A 20,612-nucleotide genomic window follows, 5' to 3' on the forward strand; every position below is an offset into this window, starting at 1 on the left:
AATCGCTCTACTCTGCAGAGCCAGTCACGCTCTCCGGCGACATCTACGCGAGCCACCCAGACATAAGCGCCACTATCAGACTATGATCAAACTATTTTAGCGCCTATGGGCGAAAGCCAGGACCCATTACCCCAAACGGAATTTGTTGCGCGACGCCGGGGCCGCGATCCCGTTCACAATCGAATTTGGTGGTTATAGGTCCGGCTTTCGCCGGGACGACGACCGTATTTGCAGCGACGGCGCAATCCACACCGCCACATCCCCTTACCTCATCAGCGCCTCGACCTCCTTGCGGAACGCCTGGCGCGAGCCGTCGCGGGAGTAGAACATGTGGCCGCCGGGATAGACCGCGAGCCTGGTGCGGCCCGGGCCCGCGAAGGCCGGCAACTGATCGAGGATGATCTTCGAGGCGAAGTACGGCGTGGCGAGATCGAACAGGCCGTGGCCGACCAGGAGTTTCAGGTTGGGGTCGAGCGCCAGCGCCTGGCGAAGCTGCGTCACCGACTCCGCCGGACTGATGCCGTGACCGAACTCCCAGGCCTTGTTCACGCTTTCGCTGAGCAGATGATAGGAGCCGTCCGGCCGCCAGTTCAGCTTGCGCGTGGTGAGGTCGACGGCGGCGCTGGTCAAGGGCGCCATCAGCGGATCGCCGGACGGATCGTTGAAACGGAAATAGCTGGAATCCGGATAAGGATCGAAGCCCTCGATGGAGGCGTCGTAGCGGCCGGTCACCTTGCCGTTCTTGCGATCGAACTCGCGGCGGAATTCGCCGATGTCGAAACGGCCGGCGAGCCTGCGGCTCACCACCTGATCGATGCCGGTCAGGCTAGCGACCTTGTCGGCGAGCCGCGTGGTGGCCTCGGTGTCGGCCTGCCCCTTGACGAGGTCGAGCAGGAAATCGCCGCGCGCGTAGCTCTCGACGTCGGCGAGATCCTCACGCGTCACCGGGCCCTTTGCCTGTCGCGCGACCGCCGCCATGGTCGGCAGGCTTGCGACATATTGCAGGAGGCTGGAGCCGGTATATTCGCGGAAATCGAGCACCGGCGAGATCAGCACCAGGCCGCGGACGCCGACGCCCTGCTGCATTTGCAGATTGCGCACCACCTTGGGCCCGCGAATGCCGCCATAGCTTTCGCCGACGAGATATTTCGGCGAGGTCAGCCGGTCGTATTTCTCCAGCCAGCGGCGGATCACCAGCGCGACCGAATTGGCGTCGCCGTCGACGGTGAAGAAGCGCTTGCGCGCCTCCTCCGAGGTGGTGACAAAGCGGCTGTAGCCGGTGCCGACAGGGTCGATGAAGACGAGATCGGTGAAATCGAGCCAGGTATCGGCATTGGCCTGCAGCTCGGGCGCGGCCGAGGACACCGCGCCGTCGAACGGCAGCCGCCACGGCCCGACATTGCCCAATTGCAGCCAGGCCGACGCGGAGCCCGGACCGCCGTTGAACAGGAAGGTTACCGGCCGATTTGCCTTCTCGGCACCGTCGAGTTGGTAGGATGTATAGGCGATGTCGGCGAGCGGCTCGCCCTTGTCGTCGAACACGCGGATCGAGCCCGCGGTCGCGCTGAAGTTCAGCGTGCGGGAAGACAGCGCGACCGATTGCTTGGTCGTGGAGTCCGGCGGCAGGCGGTGCTGCTCGGCGGTCGAGCCGCTGGCCGTAGCGTTGGCGCCAGAGCCGGCCTCGCCGCCGCGTCCTGCCCGCCCCTTCTGGCCGCTCGGGTTCTGGCCACCTGGGCTCTGGCCGCTTGGGTTCTGGCCGCTTGGGGCCTGCGCGCTCGGCGACGGCGATGGCTGCGGGACGTCATCGTCGGCTCGCGCCACGGTCGCAAGACAGGCCACCAGCAACGCCGCGGCGAGCCGTGTCGCAAGACTGTTAGCCATATCGTTCACTCCCTGCGCCCCGATTTACGCAATCCAGCAACAAACTGCGCTAGTTTGGCGGCGGCGGCGTGGCATGCGGTCCGTTCCCGGACCATCTCGACAAGGCCGCCCGGGATGTATAGACGAGCGCGGCGTGTTCCGTGCCAAACGAGTTCGTGAGCGAATGGCCAGCTCCAAGCGGTATGACAAGATCGCCTTCGTCGCCAGCGCGAGCGTGGAAGCGCAGTCGGCGCTCGAGCAGCTGACGGAAATGTACGGCAACCATCTACCCGCGGATGCCGACGTCGTGGTCGCGCTCGGCGGCGACGGTTTGATGCTGCAGACGCTGCACGCCAACATGCGCAGCGGCAAGCCGATCTACGGCATGCACCGCGGCACCGTCGGGTTCCTGATGAACGAATATTCGACGCATGATCTGCGCGCCCGGCTTGACGCCGCGCGGGAGTCGCTGATCAATCCGCTGTTGATGCGCGCGACCGACATCCGCGGTGCCGTGCATCTGCATCACGCCATCAACGAGGTCGCGCTGTTCCGGCAGACCTACCAGGTCGCCAAGCTGCGCATCCTGATCGACGAGCACGAGCGGATGCCCGAGCTGATGGCCGACGGCATCCTGGTGGCAACGCCGGCCGGATCGACCGCCTACAACCTCTCCGCCCAAGGGCCGATCCTGCCGATCAACGCGGCGCTGTTGGCGCTGACCCCGATCAGCGCGTTCCGGCCGCGGCGCTGGCGCGGCGCGCTGCTGCCGAATTCCGCCTTCGTGGTGATCGAGGTGATCGAGGGCGAGAAGCGCCCGGTCGCCGCGGTCGCCGACCATGACGAGGTCCGCGACGTCCGCCGGGTCGAGGTGCTGTCCGACAAGACGATCGCGATGCGGATGCTGTTCGACCCCGGCCACTCGCTGGAAGAACGCATCCTGCGCGAGCAGTTCGGCTACTGACGGCGTCTGCCTCCTTGCCCGGCAACCAATCATTAACCCCGGGCGGGATATGGTTAACGTCGGGTAATACCGCATTGGCCCGGTATGCCCTATCAGGGCCGGACCATGTATCGCATCGATTTCAACAAGCTGCGATTTTTGATTTGCGACGACAATCCGCACATGCGCCGCATCCTGCGGACGCTTTTGCATTCGTTCGGCGCGCGCGAGGTGTATGAGGCCGAGGACGGCGCCACCGCGCTCGAGATGTATACGCACTACGTGCCCGACATCGTCATCACCGACTGGTCGATGCCGATCTTCGACGGGCTCGAGCTCGCGCAGATGATCCGGCAGCCGGAATCCAAGGGCAATCCCTACGCGCCGATCATCATGCTGACCGGCCATTCCGAGAAGCGCCGCGTCACGGTGGCGCGCGATGCCGGCGTCACCGAATTCTTGGCCAAGCCGATCTCGGCCAAGGGCCTCTACCAGCGCATCATGAACGTGGTCGCCAACCCGCGGCCCTTCATCAAGACCAAGACCTATTTCGGCCCCGACCGCCGCCGGAACACCACCAACACCTATATCGGCCCCGAACGCCGCGGCAGCGGCGAGGTCGAGGTGCTGCAACAACCGTCGCTGCTCGAAAAGGCGCGCTCGGCCATCTAGGACATCGCCATGGCGAAAGACAAACCCGGGACGATCGAGGTCAAGAGTTTCGGCACGCACCACGTGATCACGCAGCCCAATCCGCTGCGCAAGATGCTGCTGCGCGTCCCCGAGAGCGATCTCGACGATCCGGTCGGCCGCGCCGAAAAGGCGCTCGCCGGGCTGTCGGGCGAGTTCAAGGAGTGGATGACGATCGAGGCCGACCGCCTCTCCGCCGCGCACGCCACCGTGCTGCGCGAGGGCTTCAGCGACAAGACGCGCGAGGAGCTGTTCCGCGCCGCGCATGACATCAAGGGCGATGCCGCGACATTCGGCTATCCGTCGGCCGCCGCAGCCGCGGAGAGCCTGTGCCGCATCATCGAGCACGCGCCGGATCTCGGCGCCGTGCCGCCGCAGCTGATTGCGCACCACATCAACGCCGTGCAGGCGATCGTGCGCAACCGCACCAAGCTCGACACCGCGGTCGTCGCCGGCGTGCTGAGCAAGCAGCTCCGCGGCATCGCCGATGAATTCCTGACCCACGCCAACCGCGACCGTCCCGAACACCTCGAGGCGATCCTCGCGCCGAGCATCGTGCCCGGCGAATAGCCGCGCGGCCGGCTGCTCGCGTTGCGCAACCCACTCAAGCATCCATCGATGGGAAGGAAGCGCGGCCCTCAGGCCGCGATGAGATCGTCGTCGTAGGGCAGCACCGCGATGGCGTCTTCCGCGGCGAGCTCCTCGCAGAACATCCGTGCGTCCTCGCGGGCCGATTCGGTCGCAAAGCGGCGCAGCAGGATCAGGAGCGGCTCGGCCGCCGAATGATCGGTCTCGCAATGCGTCAGCACCCGCTCCACCATGCGGCGATGCAGCCGCGCCGCGCCGTCACCGCTGTCGACATAGCCGACCTCGTGGCTGGCCTCGAGCGCGACGCGGAACGCGGCGTAGGTGGATTCCGGCAAGCCGGCGCGGCGCAGCAGCGCCTGCAGGCCGTTGCCGCCGCGGTCGTTCAACAACGCGGAGACGCGGCCATAGGGCAGTCCAGAGAGTTCAGCGAGCGCCGCCCCGAACAGATCGAGATTGCCCGACAGCAGCGCGCGCAGGATCAACCCGGCGGTCAATTGCCCGGTGGCGCGCAGATGCGTGATCAGGTTCTGCATGTCGTCGCCGAAGGCGCGCGCGGCGATGTTCACCGTGGAGCGTTCCCTGGCCTCGCCGGCAATCCGGTCGGCGCGATCGGCACCGAGCCAGTTTCGCGCGACGACGAACTGCGCCAGCGTGTCGGAGAGCTTTGCGACCAGCGCCAGCCGCGTTGCCGACGGCAAGTCTTCCAGCTGCAGCATCGATTCCCTGATGGCGGCGAGATGGCCGTGGCGCTCGACGATGCGATCCCAGGAGAACGGCGCGAGGCCGGCGTAAGGATTCTCGATCAGCTCGAGCGCGGCGGCCGCCGAGCCGACCTCGGCAATCGCGGCGGCGACGGAGGCCGGCAGATTGGTGCGGCGCGCGATCGCGCACTGCATCTCGTCGGAGCCAGTGGCGACGATGTCGACGAGGTCGGCATCGATCAGGAGCGGTGAATGCTCCAGCACCAGCAGCGCGATCGCCGGCTGGTCGGCCGACAGCGCCTGTACGATTGCGGCAGGCGCGTCCACGCTGCGCGCGAACACCTCGGCCATCGCCTGCCGCACCAGCGGCGACGGGTCGTCGAGCAGCATCAGCAGCGCGCCTTCGGCTGCGATGCGGTCGTCCTCGGTGAGATCCGAGATGAGCCAGGCCCGGGCCAACGCCCGTGTCGCCTCTGCTCGCTCACCTGCTGGAGCGGTCCTAATCCAACTAATAAACTGCCGAACGATCATGGTCCTTCCGGCTTACGCAACGAAACGGCATCGGCATACGACGCCACTACAAGGAAAAATAAACCATGACGCTTAATAAAGGGTTCACCATAAACGTTTGGGATTATTGACGTTTCGTTAAGACGGCAACTGCGTGCAGCTTCGCGCGCGCAGCAGGGCAGCGCTAGCCGTTGCTGTAGGTGCCGCTCGGATCGCTGAACAGGTCAAGCCGCCCGGGCGCGCGGACCTTCGGCGTCGCCGATGACGTCAGCGAGGAGGAATTGCCCCACAGCTCCTGCACCGCCGGCGAGATCGGCTCCGAGCGGTCGCCGGCCTGGTAGAGCGAGCGGAAGGTCGGCGCCGGCTGCGCCGATGCGACGGCCGAGGTCGCAGCGACGGGCGTCGCCGACCGGGAGTCGGGGAAGGTCGAGAGATAGGACGCGGTGTCCATGGTCAGCGCTTGTGTGGGCGCCGCGCCTGCGATCGCGTAAGGCGACATGGTGTCGCCGCCCGCCGCGGCGAAGGCGGTGCGTGTATCCTTGGAGTTCGCGGCCGCGGCGTAGCGCGTGGTCAGCACCGAATAGACCTGGCTGACGCTGCGCGCGCTGCCCGACTTGTCGTAGAAGATCGACTGGTTGGCGGCCGCCGCCTTCGGAAACATCGTGGCCGCATTGGCGCTCGGGCTGTCCTCGGCACTCGAGATCAACTTGCCGGCGCCGCCGACGCCCATGAAGTGGGCCATGTAGAGTTCGGCATCGGTCGGACGGCGGCCGAGCTTGCCGGTAAGCTTGAAGCTGTTGGACTGCGTCAGCACCGCCGCCATCGAGGACGCCGCGTCCGGATCGTCGCGCAGCTTCATGACCGCGGCGCGCGCCGAGGGATCGCTGACCGAATAGCTGCCGTCGGAATTCCTGGTGATGGCGTCGGCGTACTGGCCATAGCCGAGCTGGCTTCCGGCCTCCTTGACGGTGCCGAGCCAGGTCTGGTCGATGAATTGATAAAGTCCATGCGCCGACGAGGTCGTGGCGCCGGCCCGCGGATTGAAATTGGATTCCATCTTCGCGGTGGTGAGCAGATATTCGAAGCTCGTGCCGGTGGTCGCGGCCGCCTGCTTGATCGAGCTCGCCACCTTCAGGCGCGAGGAATCGACACCTGCCGAAGCCGTCGCATTGAAGAGGTCGACCGCCATCTGTCCGGGTGCCTTGCCGGGCGCCGGCAATCGGCACCCATGTTCCATCAAGGTGCCGTAATTATGGTTAATGGCGCGTTAATAGCGCCGGTTCAGGGCTGGGCCTCGTAGTAGTGCGCGACCTGGTCGATCTCCTCGGCCGTCATCTGGCGCGCGATGTTGCGCATCTGCTGGCTGATGTCGTTGCGGCGGGCGCCGGATGCAAAGGCCTCGAGCTGCGCCTTGATGTAGACTGCCGACTGGCCGCCCAGCCAGGGGCTTCCCGCCTTGTTGTCGACATCGCCGTGGCAGGAGCCGCAAGGCGCGATGTTGCGCATCGGGGCGCCCGTCACCACGATCGCCGGCGCGGGACGCCCGGTATCCAGATTGTTCGAAGGCACCCGCGGCAGATAGGCGTAATAGGCCGCGACATCCTTCATGTCCTGATCGCTCATCGCCGCTGCGAACGGGCTCATCACCACGCTGACCCGCGCGCCGGTCTTGAAGTCATTCAGCTCCTTGTACGTCACCGCGGCAAATTGCCCGGCGAGGTTCGGTGAATGAGCGTCGCTGACGCCCTGCGGTCCGTGGCAGATCGCGCAGCGCTGCGCCAGCGTTGCGCCCCGCCCGATCGAGACCTGATCTGCCTTGGTCAGCATCTCCGACGTCATGATGACATTGGACGTCTTGAAATCCGGCTTGATGCCGGGCTCCTGCACGGCGGCACGCGGAACGCCGGCCGCGCTGCAGATCGCATCCCAGACCCCCGCAAGCTTCAGGTTGGGCTGCGCCAGCGGCAACCAGATCAGGCCGGCGACGGCCGACAGCACGGCGATGGCGGCCGTGATGCCGACGCTGGCGCCGAACCACGGATTGCGCAGCGAGAACAGCGGCTGGTCGCTCATCGGCCGGCTCCGACATAGACCGCAGGCACGCTGGTCTCGTTCAGCGCCATCAACTGCGCAATCGGGAAACCATAGTTCACCACGGTGAGACCGACCATCAACGCGAGCCACAGGCCGAATGAGTTGAGCGCGACCGGAATCCGCGCGGGCATGTGCAACGGCACCGCGAAGCGGTACGCACCCGCCTCGCCTCGCGCACCGAACTGCCCGCGGATCAGCACCAGCAGGAACAGCAGGCCCGATATCAGAAGAATGAGCCCGCCGATCGCCGACATCGTGACCGACAAGGCCTGTGGCGAGATCGCCGGGTTGGCATAGTCGTAATACGCCATGCGGCGCGGCATGCCGAGAATACCGACATAGTGCCACGGGAAGGTGGTCACGATCATACCGATGAACCACAGCCAGAGCTGCGTGCGCATCAGGCCAAAACTGTCCAGCGCACGGTCGGTCAGATGCGGCCACAGATCATAGGCGATGGCAAAATACATGATCACGATGGCGCCACCGAAGATCAGGTGGAAATGGCCGGTGATCCACTGCGTGTTGTGCACGGTGGCGTCGAGCTGATAGCTCATGTTGATCAGACCGCCGGCGCCTCCGAAGCCGAGCATGACCAGCGACAGCGCCGTCGCCAGCATGATCGGATTGGACCACGGCAGCGCGCCGATCCAGCCGAAGGCGCCGCGGCCGCCACGCAGGCGGCTGGCAATCTCCGCCGACGCGCAGATCGTGAACACCGTGAGCAGCGTCGGCAGCGCGACGAGGCCGGTGAACACCGAATGCATGAACTTGAATCCGGCGCCGACCTGCGGGTCGGCAAACAGGTGATGCACGCCGATCGGCATCGCCACCACGACGAACAGGATGAACGAAATCCGCGCCATCGCGTCGCTGAAGAGCCGGCCGCCGATCGCGCGCGGAAAGATCGTGTAATAGGCGATGTAGGTCGGGATCAGCCAGAAATAGACGATGGCATGCAGCGTCCAGGAGAAGAAGACGCGGGCCAGCCCCGCATCGATCGTCGACTTCAGCCCAAGCGCCACGGGCAGGATCTGGAACAGGATCTCAAGCGCCGCGCCGACCGCGGTCCAGCCCCAGAGCAGTGAGCCCGCAACATTGGCATACATCGCAAGCGGCACCGGCTTGCCCGGGTTCTCGCGCTTCCAGATCACGAAATTGGTCACCATCAGCGCGACCCAGATCCATGAGCCGACCACGACCATGACGACGCCGATGTAATAGAAGGGATTGCCGACCATCGGCGGATAGAAGGTGTAGAGCACCGAGGCGAGCCCGAGCGACACCGGGATCATCGCGACAACGGCGCCGACGGCGACCAGGAAGAAGCCCACCCAGGCCCAGCGCCGTCCAACCAGCTCTTTCTCGAGCGAGGCTTCGGTGATCGCGTAACCGAATCCCATCGCGATCAGTGTCGGGAATACGTATCCCATCGCCGAGCCATGGGCGGTGACCGAGCGATAGTAGAATTCCGGATTGAAATGCCAGGCGTTCAACGGGCTGCGGACGAACATCTGCCAGGCGCCGAGCACCAGCGCGACGCCGAACACGATGAAGGCAAGCCAGAAATGCACCGCGATCAGCCGCTTGTTAATCAACACAGGTCAGCCTCCGCTTCGCTGCCGCCATGTCACGGAACGCAGCCTTGTCGACCACCTTGACCTTGCCCCACATGCCCTGGTGGCCGATGCCACAGAATTCCTGGCACGGCATCACGTGATCGCCCGGCGCCTTGAAGCGCACCGGCAGGTCGGTGACGTAGCCCGGCACCAGCATCGTGTTGATGTTGGTGCCCTCGATCAGGAAACCGTGGACGACATCGGCGCTGGTGGCGCGGAAGGTGATCGGCGTCTCCGCGGGCACCACGATGCATTGCGGTGTGAAGGAATATTGCTGGCCAATCGCGCGCACGGTGACCGATCCGTCGGCTTGCATTTCGCTGCCGAGATTGCTTTCGACGAATTCGCCCGACAGATGCAGCGTCTTGGGATCGGCGGTTTCGACCCGGCCCTGCGGCATCGTCGCCTGATGGATGCCGATATAGGCCGCCATGCCGACCAGGACGCCGACAATGACGATCGACAGCGTCGCCCAGCGCCGCTCGATCCGTGCGGCAACGGCCTCGCCGAGGCTGTGGTCAGTCTCGCTCGCCATCAGGGAACGCTCCGCGGCAGGAAGACCAGTAGATAGAATGCAAACCACAACCCGACCACGACGGCCGTCGCAATGCCCGCGACCGCGACCGCGCCGCCCGGACCGGCGCGTACGATGGTCTCGACATCATCGTCTTCCGAGCCCGATGCCGGCGGTTGCGGCGAAGACGAGTTGATCATGATCGCGCTCCCCTTAACGCGCGACGAGACGAGGTTGACTAGTCATCGCGCTTTAGCTCCTTTGTTTGAGCATGATCGTTTCGGAAAACCGCTTCGCACTTTTCCGGATCATGCTTTAGTTCAGCGTTGCTGCCCGCAGTTCGTTGGCCTGCCGCGCCGACACCGGCTCGCCGCGATTGCCCCAAGCCGTTCGGATGTAGGTCACGACAGCCGCGACCTCGTCATCCGACAGCTTCTGCGCGAACGGCGGCATGCCGTGGGGCATCGGATTGCCCGACGTGCCCGGCGGATACCCGCCATTGAGCACCATCCGGATCGGGTTCACCGCGGAGACCATCTGGATCGACTGATTGCCGGCAAGCGGCGGATAATCCGGCGGCATGCCCTGCCCGGTCGCGCCATGACAGCTTGCGCAGTCGCGGTCATAGATCGACTTGCCAAAGGACAGCAGCAGACTGCTCTCGGCCGACGGTAGCGAAGTCGACGCCTTCTCCGGAGGACCGCCCTGCGCAAGGCCCTTCAGGTAGACCGCCATCGCGCGCGCATCATCATCATTGAGATATTGCAGGCTGTTGTAGACGACCTCGGCCATCGGCCCGTACACGGCGCCCTTGGCGGACACGCCCTTGCGCAGATAGTCGACGATCTCCTCGATCGTCCAGTCGCCGAGCCCGGTCTCCTTGTTGGAGGTCAGCGATGGCGCGTACCAGTTCTGCATCGGGATCAGGCCGCCCTCGAAGGCCTGCGACTGCTTGCTGCCGCCGAGCGCATTGATCGGGGTATGACACATCCCGCAATGCCCTAGCCCCTCGACCAGATAGTTACCTCTGTTCCACTCCGCCGACTTCGTCGGATCAGGCTTGAACTCGCCTTCCCTGAAGAACAGCGTGCGCCAGCCAATGATCAGCGAGCGGTTGTTGAACGGGAATGTCAGGTCATGCGGCTTGTTGAGCTGCCTGACCGGCGGCACCGTGCGCAAATAGGCGTAGATCGCGTCGCTGTCCTCGCGCGTCACCTTGGTATAGGAGGCGAACGGCATCGCCGGATAGACCAGGCCGCCATCGGGGAAGCGGCCATTGTGCATCATCTGGTAGAACTGATCCGACGTCCATGTGCCGATCCCGGTCTGCGGGTCGGGCGTGACGTTCGACGTGTAGAGCGTGCCGAATGGCGTCTTCATCGGCAGCCCGCCGGCGAAGGTCTTGCCTTCGCGCGCGGTGTGGCAGGCGATGCAATCGCCGGCGCGTGCGAGATACTCGCCCTTGGCGAGCACGGCCGGATCGGCCGCCTTCTGCTGCGCCGATGCCCCAATCGGCGACAGTGCCAGCATCAGTCCGACAAGCAGTCCTGTTAAGGTTCGCGACATCGGCACGATCCCTTCAATGCGGTTCGCTGCCGCATTCGAGCGGCATCGGAAGGCTGCCTCGCGGCGCGAAGGATGGATCCGCCGGCGCCGGACGCGACGACAGGTAGGCTGCCACCGCCTTCACGTCGTCCTCCGTCAGCAGGCTCGCGACGATCTGCATGCAATCGGGAGCGAACGCGGTCCGCGTGCCGTAGCGCCAGCCGCCGAGCTGGCCGCTGATATAGGCGGCGCGCAGGCCAAGCAGGCCGGGAATGCCGGGCTCCATGCCCCCCAATGTAGGACCATGACAGGCCGAACAGGGCGGAATGCCGTGCTGCGGATCGCCGTTCTTCACGATCGTCTCGCCGCGCGCCAGAATCTCCTTGCTGTCGACCGGCGGGACCGGCGGCGGAAATGCCGGCCTGAGCGAGGCGAAATATTCGGCGATCTTCTTCAGGTAATCGTCGGTCTGAAACTCCAGCAGGTAGTTCATCGGCGGATATTTCCGCCGTCCATCCCGGAATGCGATGAGCTGGTTGTAGAGATAGCCTGCCGGCTTGCCGGCCAGCCGCGGGAAATAGGCGTCGCTGGTGCCCTCGCCTTCGGCGCCGTGACACGGCGCACAGGCAAGGACGCGCGCGGCCATCGTATCGGGCGCACGCTCGGTGGTTTGCGATTGCGCCTCGCCGATCGGCCACACAGCCCAGGCAAAAAACCCAACAAGCGGTATCAGGCGATGCGCCACAGTTCACCCCCAGTGACGACCATGCGCAACGGCTTGCGCATGGCGTAACAGGGGCCACGAAGTACACGACTTCGCCGCGCTGTACTTGATTCAGATCAATGATCTATTTGCGATAGACCTGCGCCGGATCGAACAGCTTCTTGGCGTCGACAAAGGACAGGCTGACATGCCCGCCCTCGTCCTTCACCGCGCGATAGAAGCAGGAGCGCCGTCCGGTGTGGCAGGCGGCGCCGATCTGCTCGACCTTGATCCACACCGCGTCCTGATCGCAATCCATCCGGATCTCGACCACGCGCTGGGTCTGGCCCGAGCTCTCGCCCTTGCGCCACAGCGCATTGCGCGAGCGGCTGAAGTACCAGCCTTCGCCGGTCGCGATCGTCTTGCGCAGGGCCTCGTCATTCATGTGCGCGACCATCAGCACATCGCCGGTCGCGGCATCGGTCGCGACGCAGGTCACAAGGCCTGCCGCGTCGAATTTGGGCTGGAAGGCCAGCCCCTCCTCGCGGTCGTGATCGTGGGTCGCTGCGGACACGCAAAACCTCGCTCAGGAAAATGCGAGGTTACCGGTTCGGTCCTCGCACCAGGGACAGGAAACGCTGCTGCTCCGCCGGATTGTCGCGGAACATGCCGGTGAAGCGGCTGGTGAAGGTCGATGCACCATGCTTGGCAACGCCGCGCACCGACATGCAGGTATGCTCCGCCTCGATCAGCACGGCAACGCCGCGGGGCTTCAGCACCTCGTCGATCGCAGCCGCGACCTGCGCGGTGAGATGCTCCTGGGTCTGCAGACGGCGGGCGAAGATATCGGTCAGCCGCGCCAGCTTGGAGAGGCCGACGACGCGCTCCACCGGCGTATAGGCAATATGCGCCTTGCCGTAGAACGGCATCATGTGATGCTCGCACTGCGAGGTGAACTCGATGTCGCGGACGAGGACGAAATCGTCGTAGCCGGCGGTCTCGCCGAAGGTGCGGTTCAGTACCTCGGCCGGGCACTGGTGGTAGCCCTGATAGAGCTCGTCATAGGCCTCGACGACCCGGCGCGGCGTGTCGAGCAGTCCCTCGCGGCCGGTGTTCTCGCCGATATAGGCGAGCAGCGTCTTCACGGCGTCCTCCGCCTCCGCCCGCGACGGGCGTGGCTGGTCGGCGCGGACGGCCGCCGTCATGAATTCTGAGGGGTCGAGCTCGCCGGGCTTCGCGTCGGCCGGCTTGTTGGGGCGAATCGATTTGATCAAGGCGTCCATGTCTTCTCCGTTCGACCGGCCCTCGGATTTGACCTTGGTCCGGATGTGTCACCGGGCAGACGGGGCGGATGGTTCGACCGCCGGGCGCCTGAGTCCCACAATTGTAGCACCGCCGCGGCGGAGGTGGGCCGCGGTGGCTGCATGGCCGGGCTATGTTTCCGGCGTTGCCGTCCATATATAGGACGGTGCAACCCAGCCGCCAAGAGCGCCCGGCACCGCCGGAACCAGGCATCTGTCCCCATGCTGAACGACATTTACAACAAGCGGATCATCGAGTTGGCCGGCAATATTCCGCGCCTCGGACGGCTGGCCGACCCGGACGCCAGCGCCACCGCACACTCCAAATTGTGCGGTTCAACCGTCAAGGTCGACCTCAAGATGGACGGTCCCGTGGTGACGGACTTCGCCCATGACGTGAAGGCCTGTGCGCTCGGCCAGGCCTCCTCCTCGATCATGGCGAGCCAGGTGGTGGGCTCGACCGCTGATGAGCTGCGCGAATTGCGCGAGACGGTCCGCAAGATGCTGAAGGAAAATGGCCAGCCCCCGCAGGGCGGCAAATGGGCCGATATCGCGCTGCTCGAGCCGGTGCGCGACTACAAGGCCCGCCATGCCTCGACCCTGCTGACCTTCGATGCAGTGGTCGATGCGATCGGCCAGATCGAGGCCAAGGCAAAGCAGCCGGCGTAAAATTGCATGTCAGGTCATTCCGGGGCGATGCGCAGCATCGAACCCGGAATCTCGAGGTTCCCCGATGCGCAATTGCGCATCTGTGGTCCGCTTACGCGTCCCGGAACGACGCGACAATGTGCGTTCTTACTGCGCGGGCTGGACCGGCGCCGGCGCTGCGCTGCCGCCGGTCGGCACCACGACCTCGGCGGTCTTGGTCGCTCTCGCCTGCGACGCCTCGCCCTCCATCGCGCTGCTCAAGAAGCGATCGTTGTTCTTCGGCTTCGCCTCGGCGACGGGAATAGCGTTGTCCTTGCTGTTGTCCTGCCGCGGCAGCACGTCGGCAACCGCATCGGTGGTGATGAGATTGGTCAGCCGCAATTCGGCCGCCGACAATTCGTGCAGGTCCTCCCACGGCGGCACGCTGAGCGAGAGCGCCAGCAGATCACCCGCGCCGCCCATATCGAAGGTGTATTTGGCAAGACGGCCGATATCGCGCTCGACGATCATCAGGTCCTGCGCGGTGTAGCTCGCCGCCTTGGCGTCGTCGGCGCGATCGCCCATCCAGATCTGATGTACGCGAACATGGGCGGCCGGCGGAACGTAGCGCGTCTTGCCCGACAACAGCAGGAACACGCACATCGACTCGCAATAAGCATCGGGCAGAACGCTCGCGCGGCCGCCCTGCGCGGCCTGATTGACGACGCTGGTGCCGACCGTGGTCAGCACGCCGAGACCGCGGAAGCGGCGGCCGAGCGCGATCGCGTCGTTGACCGAGCCGCCGCTGGAATCGAGCACGATGGTGGCGCCGTTGAGCTGGCGGCCGCGCGCGAACTCGTCGAATTCCCTGGGACTATCGGCCGTGATGATGCCGACCGCGGACACCCAGCCGCGGCAATTCGGCTGGCAGGCGATCCAGCTGAACTTCATCGGCAGCTTGCGCTCTTCGAGGGTCGAATTGGCCTGCGCGGAACCGCCCGCCATGGCGGCGGTGCCGGAAACCGCGAAGCAAAGAGCAACGGCGGCGGTAAGCGCCCAACTGCGCAACGAGAGCGACCTGACGAGCCTCAATTTGGTTCCTTCCCCCAAGCCCTTGGTGATGCGAGCGGTGGCAATGGCCCCATGGCAATGCGCCACGATTCTGTCAGCGGCGCGTTATGGGAACGGTAGCGTTGCTGACCCGGACCGTCCATAGAGCCCTTGCTGCAGCGCCATCGGTGCTGTGCAATAATAACGAACTGTGGCGTAAATATCTGCAAGAAAACAGTTCCTTGGCTTGGAACCCCCGCAAGACTACGTACATACTTGCGTATGCCGCCGACAAACCATTCAACGACACACCATCCACGATGCATGGACTGTGCCAGCACCATGCGCCGCTTGCCGCGCAACCTCGGCCGCGCTTTGATCTGGATCTACCGGCACACGCTGTCGCCGCTGGTCGGCTACAACTGCCGGCATCTGCCGACCTGCTCGGTCTATGGCGACGAGGCGATCGAACGCTTCGGCCTGTGGGGCGGCGGCTGGATGACGCTGGCGCGGCTGCTGCGCTGCCAGCCCTGGGGAACATCCGGGATCGATAATGTCCCGCTCACGAAGCCGCGCGGGGCACGCTGGTACCTGCCCTGGCGCTATGGCCGCTGGCGCGGCGTCAACGAAGGCTGACGCGGCGCCAACAACGGTTGACGCGGCGGCGTCAACGACAATTGATCGGTTGCTGCGGCACGTCCAAGCGCAGCGCGCATTGCTGCCCGGCGGAACTGTGGCGATAGTTGGCGCATTGTTTCATTGCCCCCTTTGGGGAGGAAACAACAATGCGCTGGAAAATCAGCCACAACGGTCATGATCCCCGGCAGATCGACTTGCTGGCCGTGCTTGCCTTGCTCGTCGTGATCGTCGCCGCCTACGGCTACTTCACCCACAATCCGAACAAGCCGAGCACGACGGCGTTCATCGTGCCCAGCCAAAGCGTGAGGTGGTGACGCGCAGTCGAGCTCCCTGATGTTCCGCACGCGGATCGTTGTTGGGATGCTCTCGCGAACACAAACGTGAAAGCCAACCGTTCACTCGGCTGCGGCGGTGGCGGCCGTCCGTCGCGGCCGCGTGACGACCACGACCGCGAGCGCCGCCGCGACGAAGGCCGTAGCCACGTAGCCTGCGCTGTGCAGCCATTCGCGGGCGAACAGCAAGCCGCCGATCGCGGAGCCGATGGCCTGGCCGATATACAGCACCGAGGTATTGAGCGAGACCGACGCCGAAGCGAGCGCCGGCGCCGCACCGACCAGGCGTACCTGCTGCATCGAATTGGTCGATGCAAAGCCGAGGCCCCACACCGCGACGGAGGCGGCCATCAGGGCGTAGGCGCCGGCGCTCAGCGCCCAGCCGGCGACGCCTGCGAGCAGCAGCACGGTGAACAGGACCGAGGTTTTCCAGGCGCCCCACGAGTCCACCACGCGCGTTGCGATCACGATGCCGACGAACCCGAAGATGCCGTAGAGCGCGAACACGATCCCGACGGCGTCCGCATTGGCGCCAGTCAGTTTGGCGAGCAGCGGCCCCATGAAGGTGAACACCACGAACTGGCCGGACATCTGCAGCGTCGTGATCGACAGCAGCAGAATGACCATCGGATTGCGGCCGAGATCGACCCAGGTTCGGAGATCAACCGGCGCGCCGTGCAATCCGCCTGGCAGCCGCCACCACAGCAGTAGGGAACTGACGAGCCCGGTCAGCGCGATCGCGCCATAGGTCGCGCGAAAGCCGTAGCGGCTTGCGATGAAGGTGATCAGCGGCAGCCCGATCGCGGCGGCGAGCGACCAGCCGAGAAAGATGTAGGCAATCGTGCTGCCGCGCTTCTCCACCGGCACGATCAGTGCCGCGGTGCCCGCCGCCTGCGGCGTGTAGAGCACGCCGACCGCGAGCATCACCAGCCGAATGATCAGGAGGCTGTCGTAGTTCGGCACGAAGGCGGATGCCGCATTGGTCAGCGTCAGCACCAGCAGCGTCGCCGTCAGCAGCGCCCGCCGCTCGATCCGGCTGGTCAGCCACGCCGTCACCGGCGAGCCCACGCACAGCACGATCGCGCCGAAGGTGATCAGGAGACCCGCCGTGTGGATCGTGACGCCGAGTCCGTCGGACAACTCCGCCAGCATGCCGGCCGGCGCCAGCACCGAGCAGCCGGTGACGATGTTGCCGAGCATCAATGCGGTGGGGGCGAAGCGTTTCACGCCGCGGTGTTAAGCAGACTCCGAGATCGATGCAACTGCATCTAAATGCATGGCACCTGATCGAACGGCGCCTCTTGCGTTCATGGCGACGGTGACGCCGCCGGCACCGCGCTGACGCTCGGCGACGCGGCGGCCGGCAATGGGCTCGCAGGCTTCGGACCGGTGGTCGCCGCCGGGCATGATGCCAGAAGCTGCGTCCAGCCCTGCTCCAGCCCGATGGTGCCGATATCGAATGTCGCAAGGCCGGACTTGGTGTCAGACTTGACGTCGGACTTGGCGTCAGGCTTGGCGTCGGTTGCCGGCGGGCTTTCGCCGATCTGCAGATGCGGGGCCGCGAGCATCGCCTTGACGATGTCCGAGGTCACCGCCTCGCTCCAGACCTCGTATTTGCCGAACCGCGCCGACCGGCCGAATGCAACGGTCTTGGTCGCGCCGGCCATCATCAGCACCGTGGTCTTGCCGGCTGCCCCCTCCTCGAACTCGCGCACGAACATCAGCCGCCCGCGATCCTTGCTCTCGCAGAACAGCCGCCACTCCATCATGCGGAACGCGCTGCCGTCGGCCCTTTTCTGCTGCACGATCTTGCGAACATAGGGCCGTGTCTCCTTCTCCACCGCCCACAGGGTTTCCGGCAGCGGCCGCGTATCGATGCCGAATCGATAGAGCTCCGGCCGCGTCAGCACGTGCAGGTCCTCGAACTTCACGGACTTGATGAGGTCGCTGAGTTCATGGCTGATGCCCATCGCCGCGAGGAATACATTGCGGTCGCGATCGGCGCTTACCATCTCGCGCCGCCTGAAGTCCGCGACGACCTGCGCAGGCGGATGCCCGTGGACGACGAACATCAGCTTGGAGTTATGCACCGCGAGCACCGAATCGGGCGCCACTTCGCGGCTGGTCGCGCCCAGGAACAGATAGGCGCAGGCCGACACGCACATCGCGTTGCGCGTGGCGAGCTCGGCCTCGACCTCGCCCTTGGCAGCCTTGATCTTCAGGCATGCGGTGTCGATCTGCGTGCCGGTGGAACAGGCCGGCACGATGGTACGGCCGACTCGGGCGATTGCCTTGTGCGCGCGCAGGAACCGCGCGATCCCATAGGACTGCTCGACGTTTCCGCCCGGCGAATGAAGGTAGATCGGAAGCTGCCTGTCCTTGACGGCAAACAGGAAGGTGCGAATCCGCTGCGCGGCTTCCCGATCGATCTCGCCTTCGATCGCGATCCAGCGATCGCAGCCGGCGCCGCAGGCGTTCGCTGGCCCATGGGCGAGATAGATGGTCAGCTTCTTCGCGAATCCGGCCTTCTGGACCGGTGTTTCTTCCGCCCGCAACACGCCCGGGATCAGAAGCAACGCCACGAAAAACAGGAGACGGGAAAACATGAACCTTGCGGATCGCGCGATGGCGGAAAACGGACGCCGGACGTTAGACGATGATCGGCAGCGTCGCAACGATCCGTGGCGTCGCCTGCAGCCGAGCCTTGTTCAAATCCGTGCGGCCGGTGGCCCATTTTCTTGATATTGCCGGATTGCAGGCGTCAAATCCCCTGCTATACCGCTGCTTTCCGCTTACCTGCGCTCGTTCGCAGGAGTGAGCTACAGGAGTCACCATGGCAGAAACGCCACCCAAATCCGAATCCGGATTCCAGTACAGCCTCTCTAACCTCAAACCCGCAGAACCCGTGAACAAGATCGCCCTCACCTTCCCTGATGGAGCGAGGCGCGATTTCCCGAGAGGGACCACCGGTCTCGACATCGCCAAAGGCATTTCGCCCTCGCTCGCCAAGCGCACCGTCGCGATGGCGCTCGACGGCACGCTTGCCGACCTCAATGATCCGATCGAGGCCGATGCCAAGATCGAGCTGATCGGCCGCGAAGACCCGCGCGCGCTGGAACTGATCCGGCACGATGCCGCGCATGTGCTGGCGGAGGCCGTGCAGTCGCTGTGGCCGGGCACCCAGGTCACGATCGGCCCGGTGATCGAGAACGGCTTCTACTACGACTTCTTCCGCAACGAGCCGTTCACCCCGGAAGATTTTGCCGCGATCGAGAAGCGGATGCGCGAGATCGTCGCGCGCGACAAGCCGTTCACCAAGGAAGTCTGGGATCGCGAGAAGACCAAGCAGGTGTTCCGCGACAAGGGCGAGGCCTTCAAGGTCGAGCTGGTCGACGCCATTCCCGGCAACGAGCCGATCAAGATCTACTTCCAGGGCGACTGGTTCGACCTCTGCCGCGGCCCGCACATGACCTCGACCGGCAAGATCGGCAACGCCTTCAAGCTGATGAAGGTGGCGGGCGCGTATTGGCGCGGCGATTCCAACAATCCGATGCTGACCCGCATCTACGGCACGGCATTCGCCAGGCAGGAAGACCTCGACGCCTATCTCAAGCAGATCGAGGAAGCCGAGAAGCGCGACCACCGCAAGCTCGGCCGCGAGCTCGACCTGTTCCACTTCCAGGAGGAAGGCCCGGGCGTGGTGTTCTGGCACCCCAAGGGCTGGACCATCTTCCAGCAGCTGATCGCCTATATGCGGCGCCGGCTGCTCGGCGACTACAACGAGGTCAACGCTCCGCAGATCCTCGACAAGGCGCTGTGGGAGACCTCGGGCCATTGGGACTGGTACCGCGAGAACATGTTCGCGGCGCAGTCCGCCGGCGACGAGGCCGAGGACAAGCGCTGGTTCGCGCTGAAGCCGATGAACTGCCCGGGCCATGTGCAGATCTTCAAGCACGGGCTGAAGAGCTACCGCGACCTGCCGTTGCGGCTCGCCGAGTTCGGCGTCGTGCATCGCTACGAGCCGTCGGGCGCGATGCACGGCCTGATGCGGGTGCGCGGCTTCACCCAGGACGACGCCCATGTGTTCTGCACCGAGCAGCAGCTCGCCGACGAGTGCCTCAAGATCAACGACCTGATCCTGTCGACCTACGCCGATTTCGGTTTCGACGGCGAGCTCACGGTCAAGCTCTCGACGCGGCCGGAGAAGCGCGTCGGCACCGACGAGATGTGGGACCACGCCGAGCGCGTGATGGCGACGGTGCTGTCGGAGATCAAGGCCAAGGGCAGCAACCGCATCCGGACCGAGATCAATCCAGGCGAAGGCGCGTTTTACGGACCGAAGTTCGAGTATGTGCTGCGCGACGCCATCGGCCGCGACTGGCAGTGCGGCACGACCCAGGTCGACTTCAACCTGCCGGAACGGTTCGGCGCGTTCTACATCGATCATGATGGCTCGAAGAAGGCACCCGTCATGGTGCACCGCGCGATCTGCGGTTCGATGGAGCGCTTCATCGGCATCCTGATCGAGCACTATGCCGGCAACTTCCCGCTCTGGCTGGCGCCGACCCAGCTCGTCGTCACGACCATCACCTCCGAAGGCGACGAGTACGCCAAGGTGGTGGCGGCCGCCGCGCGCCGCGCCGGGCTCCGGGTCGAGATCGACCTGCGCAACGAGAAGATCAACTACAAGGTCCGCGAGCACTCGCTGGCCAAGATCCCGGCCCTGCTCGTCGTCGGCAAGAAGGAAGCCGAGACCCACTCGGTCTCGGTCCGCCGCCTCGGCAGCGAGCGGCAGACCGTGATGCCGACCGATGAGGCGATCGCCGCGCTGGCGGATGAGGCGACGCCGCCCGACGTGAAGCGGGCGCGATCCGTCGCCTGATCTTCACAATCGGT

The 20,612-nt window shown here is 65.2% G+C and carries 21 protein-coding genes; 7 read left to right on the top strand and 14 right to left on the bottom strand.

The window, feature by feature from the left end:
* Positions 1-264: 264 nt before the first annotated feature.
* Complete coding sequence (locus ACZBJS_RS30335; RefSeq protein ID WP_316398048.1) at positions 265-1,881, bottom strand: S10 family peptidase; 1,617 nt, start codon at positions 1,879-1,881, stop codon at positions 265-267.
* Positions 1,882-2,044: 163 nt separating this feature from the next.
* Between ACZBJS_RS30335 and ACZBJS_RS30340 the strand changes: the two genes are divergently transcribed.
* The 3 genes from ACZBJS_RS30340 to ACZBJS_RS30350 all read left to right on the top strand — a co-directional run bounded on the left by ACZBJS_RS30340 (position 2,045) and on the right by ACZBJS_RS30350 (position 4,063).
* Complete coding sequence (locus tag ACZBJS_RS30340; RefSeq protein ID WP_316398049.1) at positions 2,045-2,824, top strand: NAD kinase; 780 nt, start codon at positions 2,045-2,047, stop codon at positions 2,822-2,824.
* A gap of 105 nt (positions 2,825-2,929) precedes the next feature.
* Entirely contained in the window at positions 2,930-3,475 is a 546-nt protein-coding gene (locus tag ACZBJS_RS30345) for a response regulator (protein ID WP_028336173.1), read from the top strand.
* Between the two features lie 9 nt (positions 3,476-3,484).
* Positions 3,485-4,063, top strand: a complete 579-nt coding sequence (locus ACZBJS_RS30350) for an Hpt domain-containing protein (RefSeq protein ID WP_016843908.1) — start codon at positions 3,485-3,487, stop codon at positions 4,061-4,063.
* A gap of 68 nt (positions 4,064-4,131) precedes the next feature.
* Here ACZBJS_RS30350 and ACZBJS_RS30355 read toward each other — a convergent pair whose 3' ends face one another.
* The 10 genes from ACZBJS_RS30355 to folE form a co-directional block, all read right to left on the bottom strand.
* On the bottom strand, positions 4,132-5,313 hold the full coding sequence (locus ACZBJS_RS30355) for a DUF2336 domain-containing protein (RefSeq protein WP_316398050.1): 1,182 nt from the start codon (positions 5,311-5,313) through the stop codon (positions 4,132-4,134).
* Positions 5,314-5,476: 163 nt separating this feature from the next.
* On the bottom strand, positions 5,477-6,481 hold the full coding sequence (locus tag ACZBJS_RS30360) for a transglycosylase SLT domain-containing protein (protein ID WP_316398051.1): 1,005 nt from the start codon (positions 6,479-6,481) through the stop codon (positions 5,477-5,479).
* Positions 6,482-6,573: 92 nt separating this feature from the next.
* Positions 6,574-7,365, bottom strand: coding sequence for a c-type cytochrome (locus ACZBJS_RS30365; RefSeq protein ID WP_316398052.1), 792 nt, complete (start codon positions 7,363-7,365; stop codon positions 6,574-6,576).
* Positions 7,362-8,987: a cbb3-type cytochrome c oxidase subunit I gene (locus ACZBJS_RS30370; RefSeq protein WP_316398053.1), complete on the bottom strand. Its 1,626-nt coding sequence runs from the start codon at positions 8,985-8,987 to the stop codon at positions 7,362-7,364. Before ACZBJS_RS30370 ends, ACZBJS_RS30365 begins: the two co-directional genes overlap by 4 nt.
* Positions 8,977-9,540, bottom strand: coding sequence for a cupredoxin domain-containing protein (locus ACZBJS_RS30375; RefSeq protein WP_092082230.1), 564 nt, complete (start codon positions 9,538-9,540; stop codon positions 8,977-8,979). The genes ACZBJS_RS30370 and ACZBJS_RS30375 overlap by 11 nt, the downstream gene beginning before the upstream one ends.
* Positions 9,540-9,719 carry a hypothetical protein gene (locus ACZBJS_RS30380; protein ID WP_016843914.1) on the bottom strand — a complete coding sequence of 60 codons (180 nt, stop codon included), beginning with the start codon at positions 9,717-9,719 and terminating at the stop codon, positions 9,540-9,542. The genes ACZBJS_RS30375 and ACZBJS_RS30380 overlap by 1 nt, the downstream gene beginning before the upstream one ends.
* A 115-nt stretch (positions 9,720-9,834) precedes the next feature.
* Positions 9,835-11,085, bottom strand: a complete 1,251-nt coding sequence (locus ACZBJS_RS30385) for a c-type cytochrome (protein ID WP_410469792.1) — start codon at positions 11,083-11,085, stop codon at positions 9,835-9,837.
* A gap of 13 nt (positions 11,086-11,098) precedes the next feature.
* Positions 11,099-11,764: a c-type cytochrome gene (locus tag ACZBJS_RS30390; RefSeq protein WP_410469794.1), complete on the bottom strand. Its 666-nt coding sequence runs from the start codon at positions 11,762-11,764 to the stop codon at positions 11,099-11,101.
* 148 nt (positions 11,765-11,912) lie between these two features.
* Positions 11,913-12,341 (bottom strand): phosphoribosyl-AMP cyclohydrolase, encoded by a 429-nt coding sequence (gene hisI / locus ACZBJS_RS30395; protein ID WP_316398054.1) that lies wholly within the window; start codon positions 12,339-12,341, stop codon positions 11,913-11,915.
* Between the two features lie 28 nt (positions 12,342-12,369).
* The gene (gene folE, locus ACZBJS_RS30400) at positions 12,370-13,050 is read right to left on the bottom strand and encodes a GTP cyclohydrolase I FolE (protein ID WP_016843918.1); all 681 of its coding nucleotides are present in this window, start codon (positions 13,048-13,050) and stop codon (positions 12,370-12,372) included.
* Between the two features lie 240 nt (positions 13,051-13,290).
* Between folE and ACZBJS_RS30405 the strand changes: the two genes are divergently transcribed.
* Positions 13,291-13,737, top strand: a complete 447-nt coding sequence (locus tag ACZBJS_RS30405) for an iron-sulfur cluster assembly scaffold protein (RefSeq protein WP_028342685.1) — start codon at positions 13,291-13,293, stop codon at positions 13,735-13,737.
* A 126-nt stretch (positions 13,738-13,863) separates the two neighbouring features.
* Here the strand turns inward: ACZBJS_RS30405 and ACZBJS_RS30410 are convergent, their stop codons facing one another.
* Positions 13,864-14,700, bottom strand: coding sequence for a COG3904 family protein (locus ACZBJS_RS30410; protein ID WP_156436479.1), 837 nt, complete (start codon positions 14,698-14,700; stop codon positions 13,864-13,866).
* A gap of 369 nt (positions 14,701-15,069) precedes the next feature.
* Between ACZBJS_RS30410 and yidD the strand changes: the two genes are divergently transcribed.
* Positions 15,070-15,381, top strand: coding sequence for a membrane protein insertion efficiency factor YidD (yidD, locus tag ACZBJS_RS30415; RefSeq protein WP_057019665.1), 312 nt, complete (start codon positions 15,070-15,072; stop codon positions 15,379-15,381).
* 149 nt (positions 15,382-15,530) lie between these two features.
* The gene (locus ACZBJS_RS30420) at positions 15,531-15,698 is read left to right on the top strand and encodes a hypothetical protein (RefSeq protein ID WP_016843922.1); all 168 of its coding nucleotides are present in this window, start codon (positions 15,531-15,533) and stop codon (positions 15,696-15,698) included.
* 81 nt (positions 15,699-15,779) lie between these two features.
* Here ACZBJS_RS30420 and ACZBJS_RS30425 read toward each other — a convergent pair whose 3' ends face one another.
* Positions 15,780-16,916, bottom strand: coding sequence for an MFS transporter (locus ACZBJS_RS30425; protein ID WP_316398067.1), 1,137 nt, complete (start codon positions 16,914-16,916; stop codon positions 15,780-15,782).
* Between the two features lie 107 nt (positions 16,917-17,023).
* Positions 17,024-18,322: a COG3904 family protein gene (locus ACZBJS_RS30430; RefSeq protein ID WP_316398055.1), complete on the bottom strand. Its 1,299-nt coding sequence runs from the start codon at positions 18,320-18,322 to the stop codon at positions 17,024-17,026.
* A gap of 227 nt (positions 18,323-18,549) precedes the next feature.
* Between ACZBJS_RS30430 and thrS the strand changes: the two genes are divergently transcribed.
* Complete coding sequence (thrS, locus tag ACZBJS_RS30435) at positions 18,550-20,598, top strand: threonine--tRNA ligase (protein WP_316398056.1); 2,049 nt, start codon at positions 18,550-18,552, stop codon at positions 20,596-20,598.
* Positions 20,599-20,612: the final 14 nt, after the last annotated feature.

Source organism: Bradyrhizobium sp. KZN70725 (assembly GCF_055264925.1).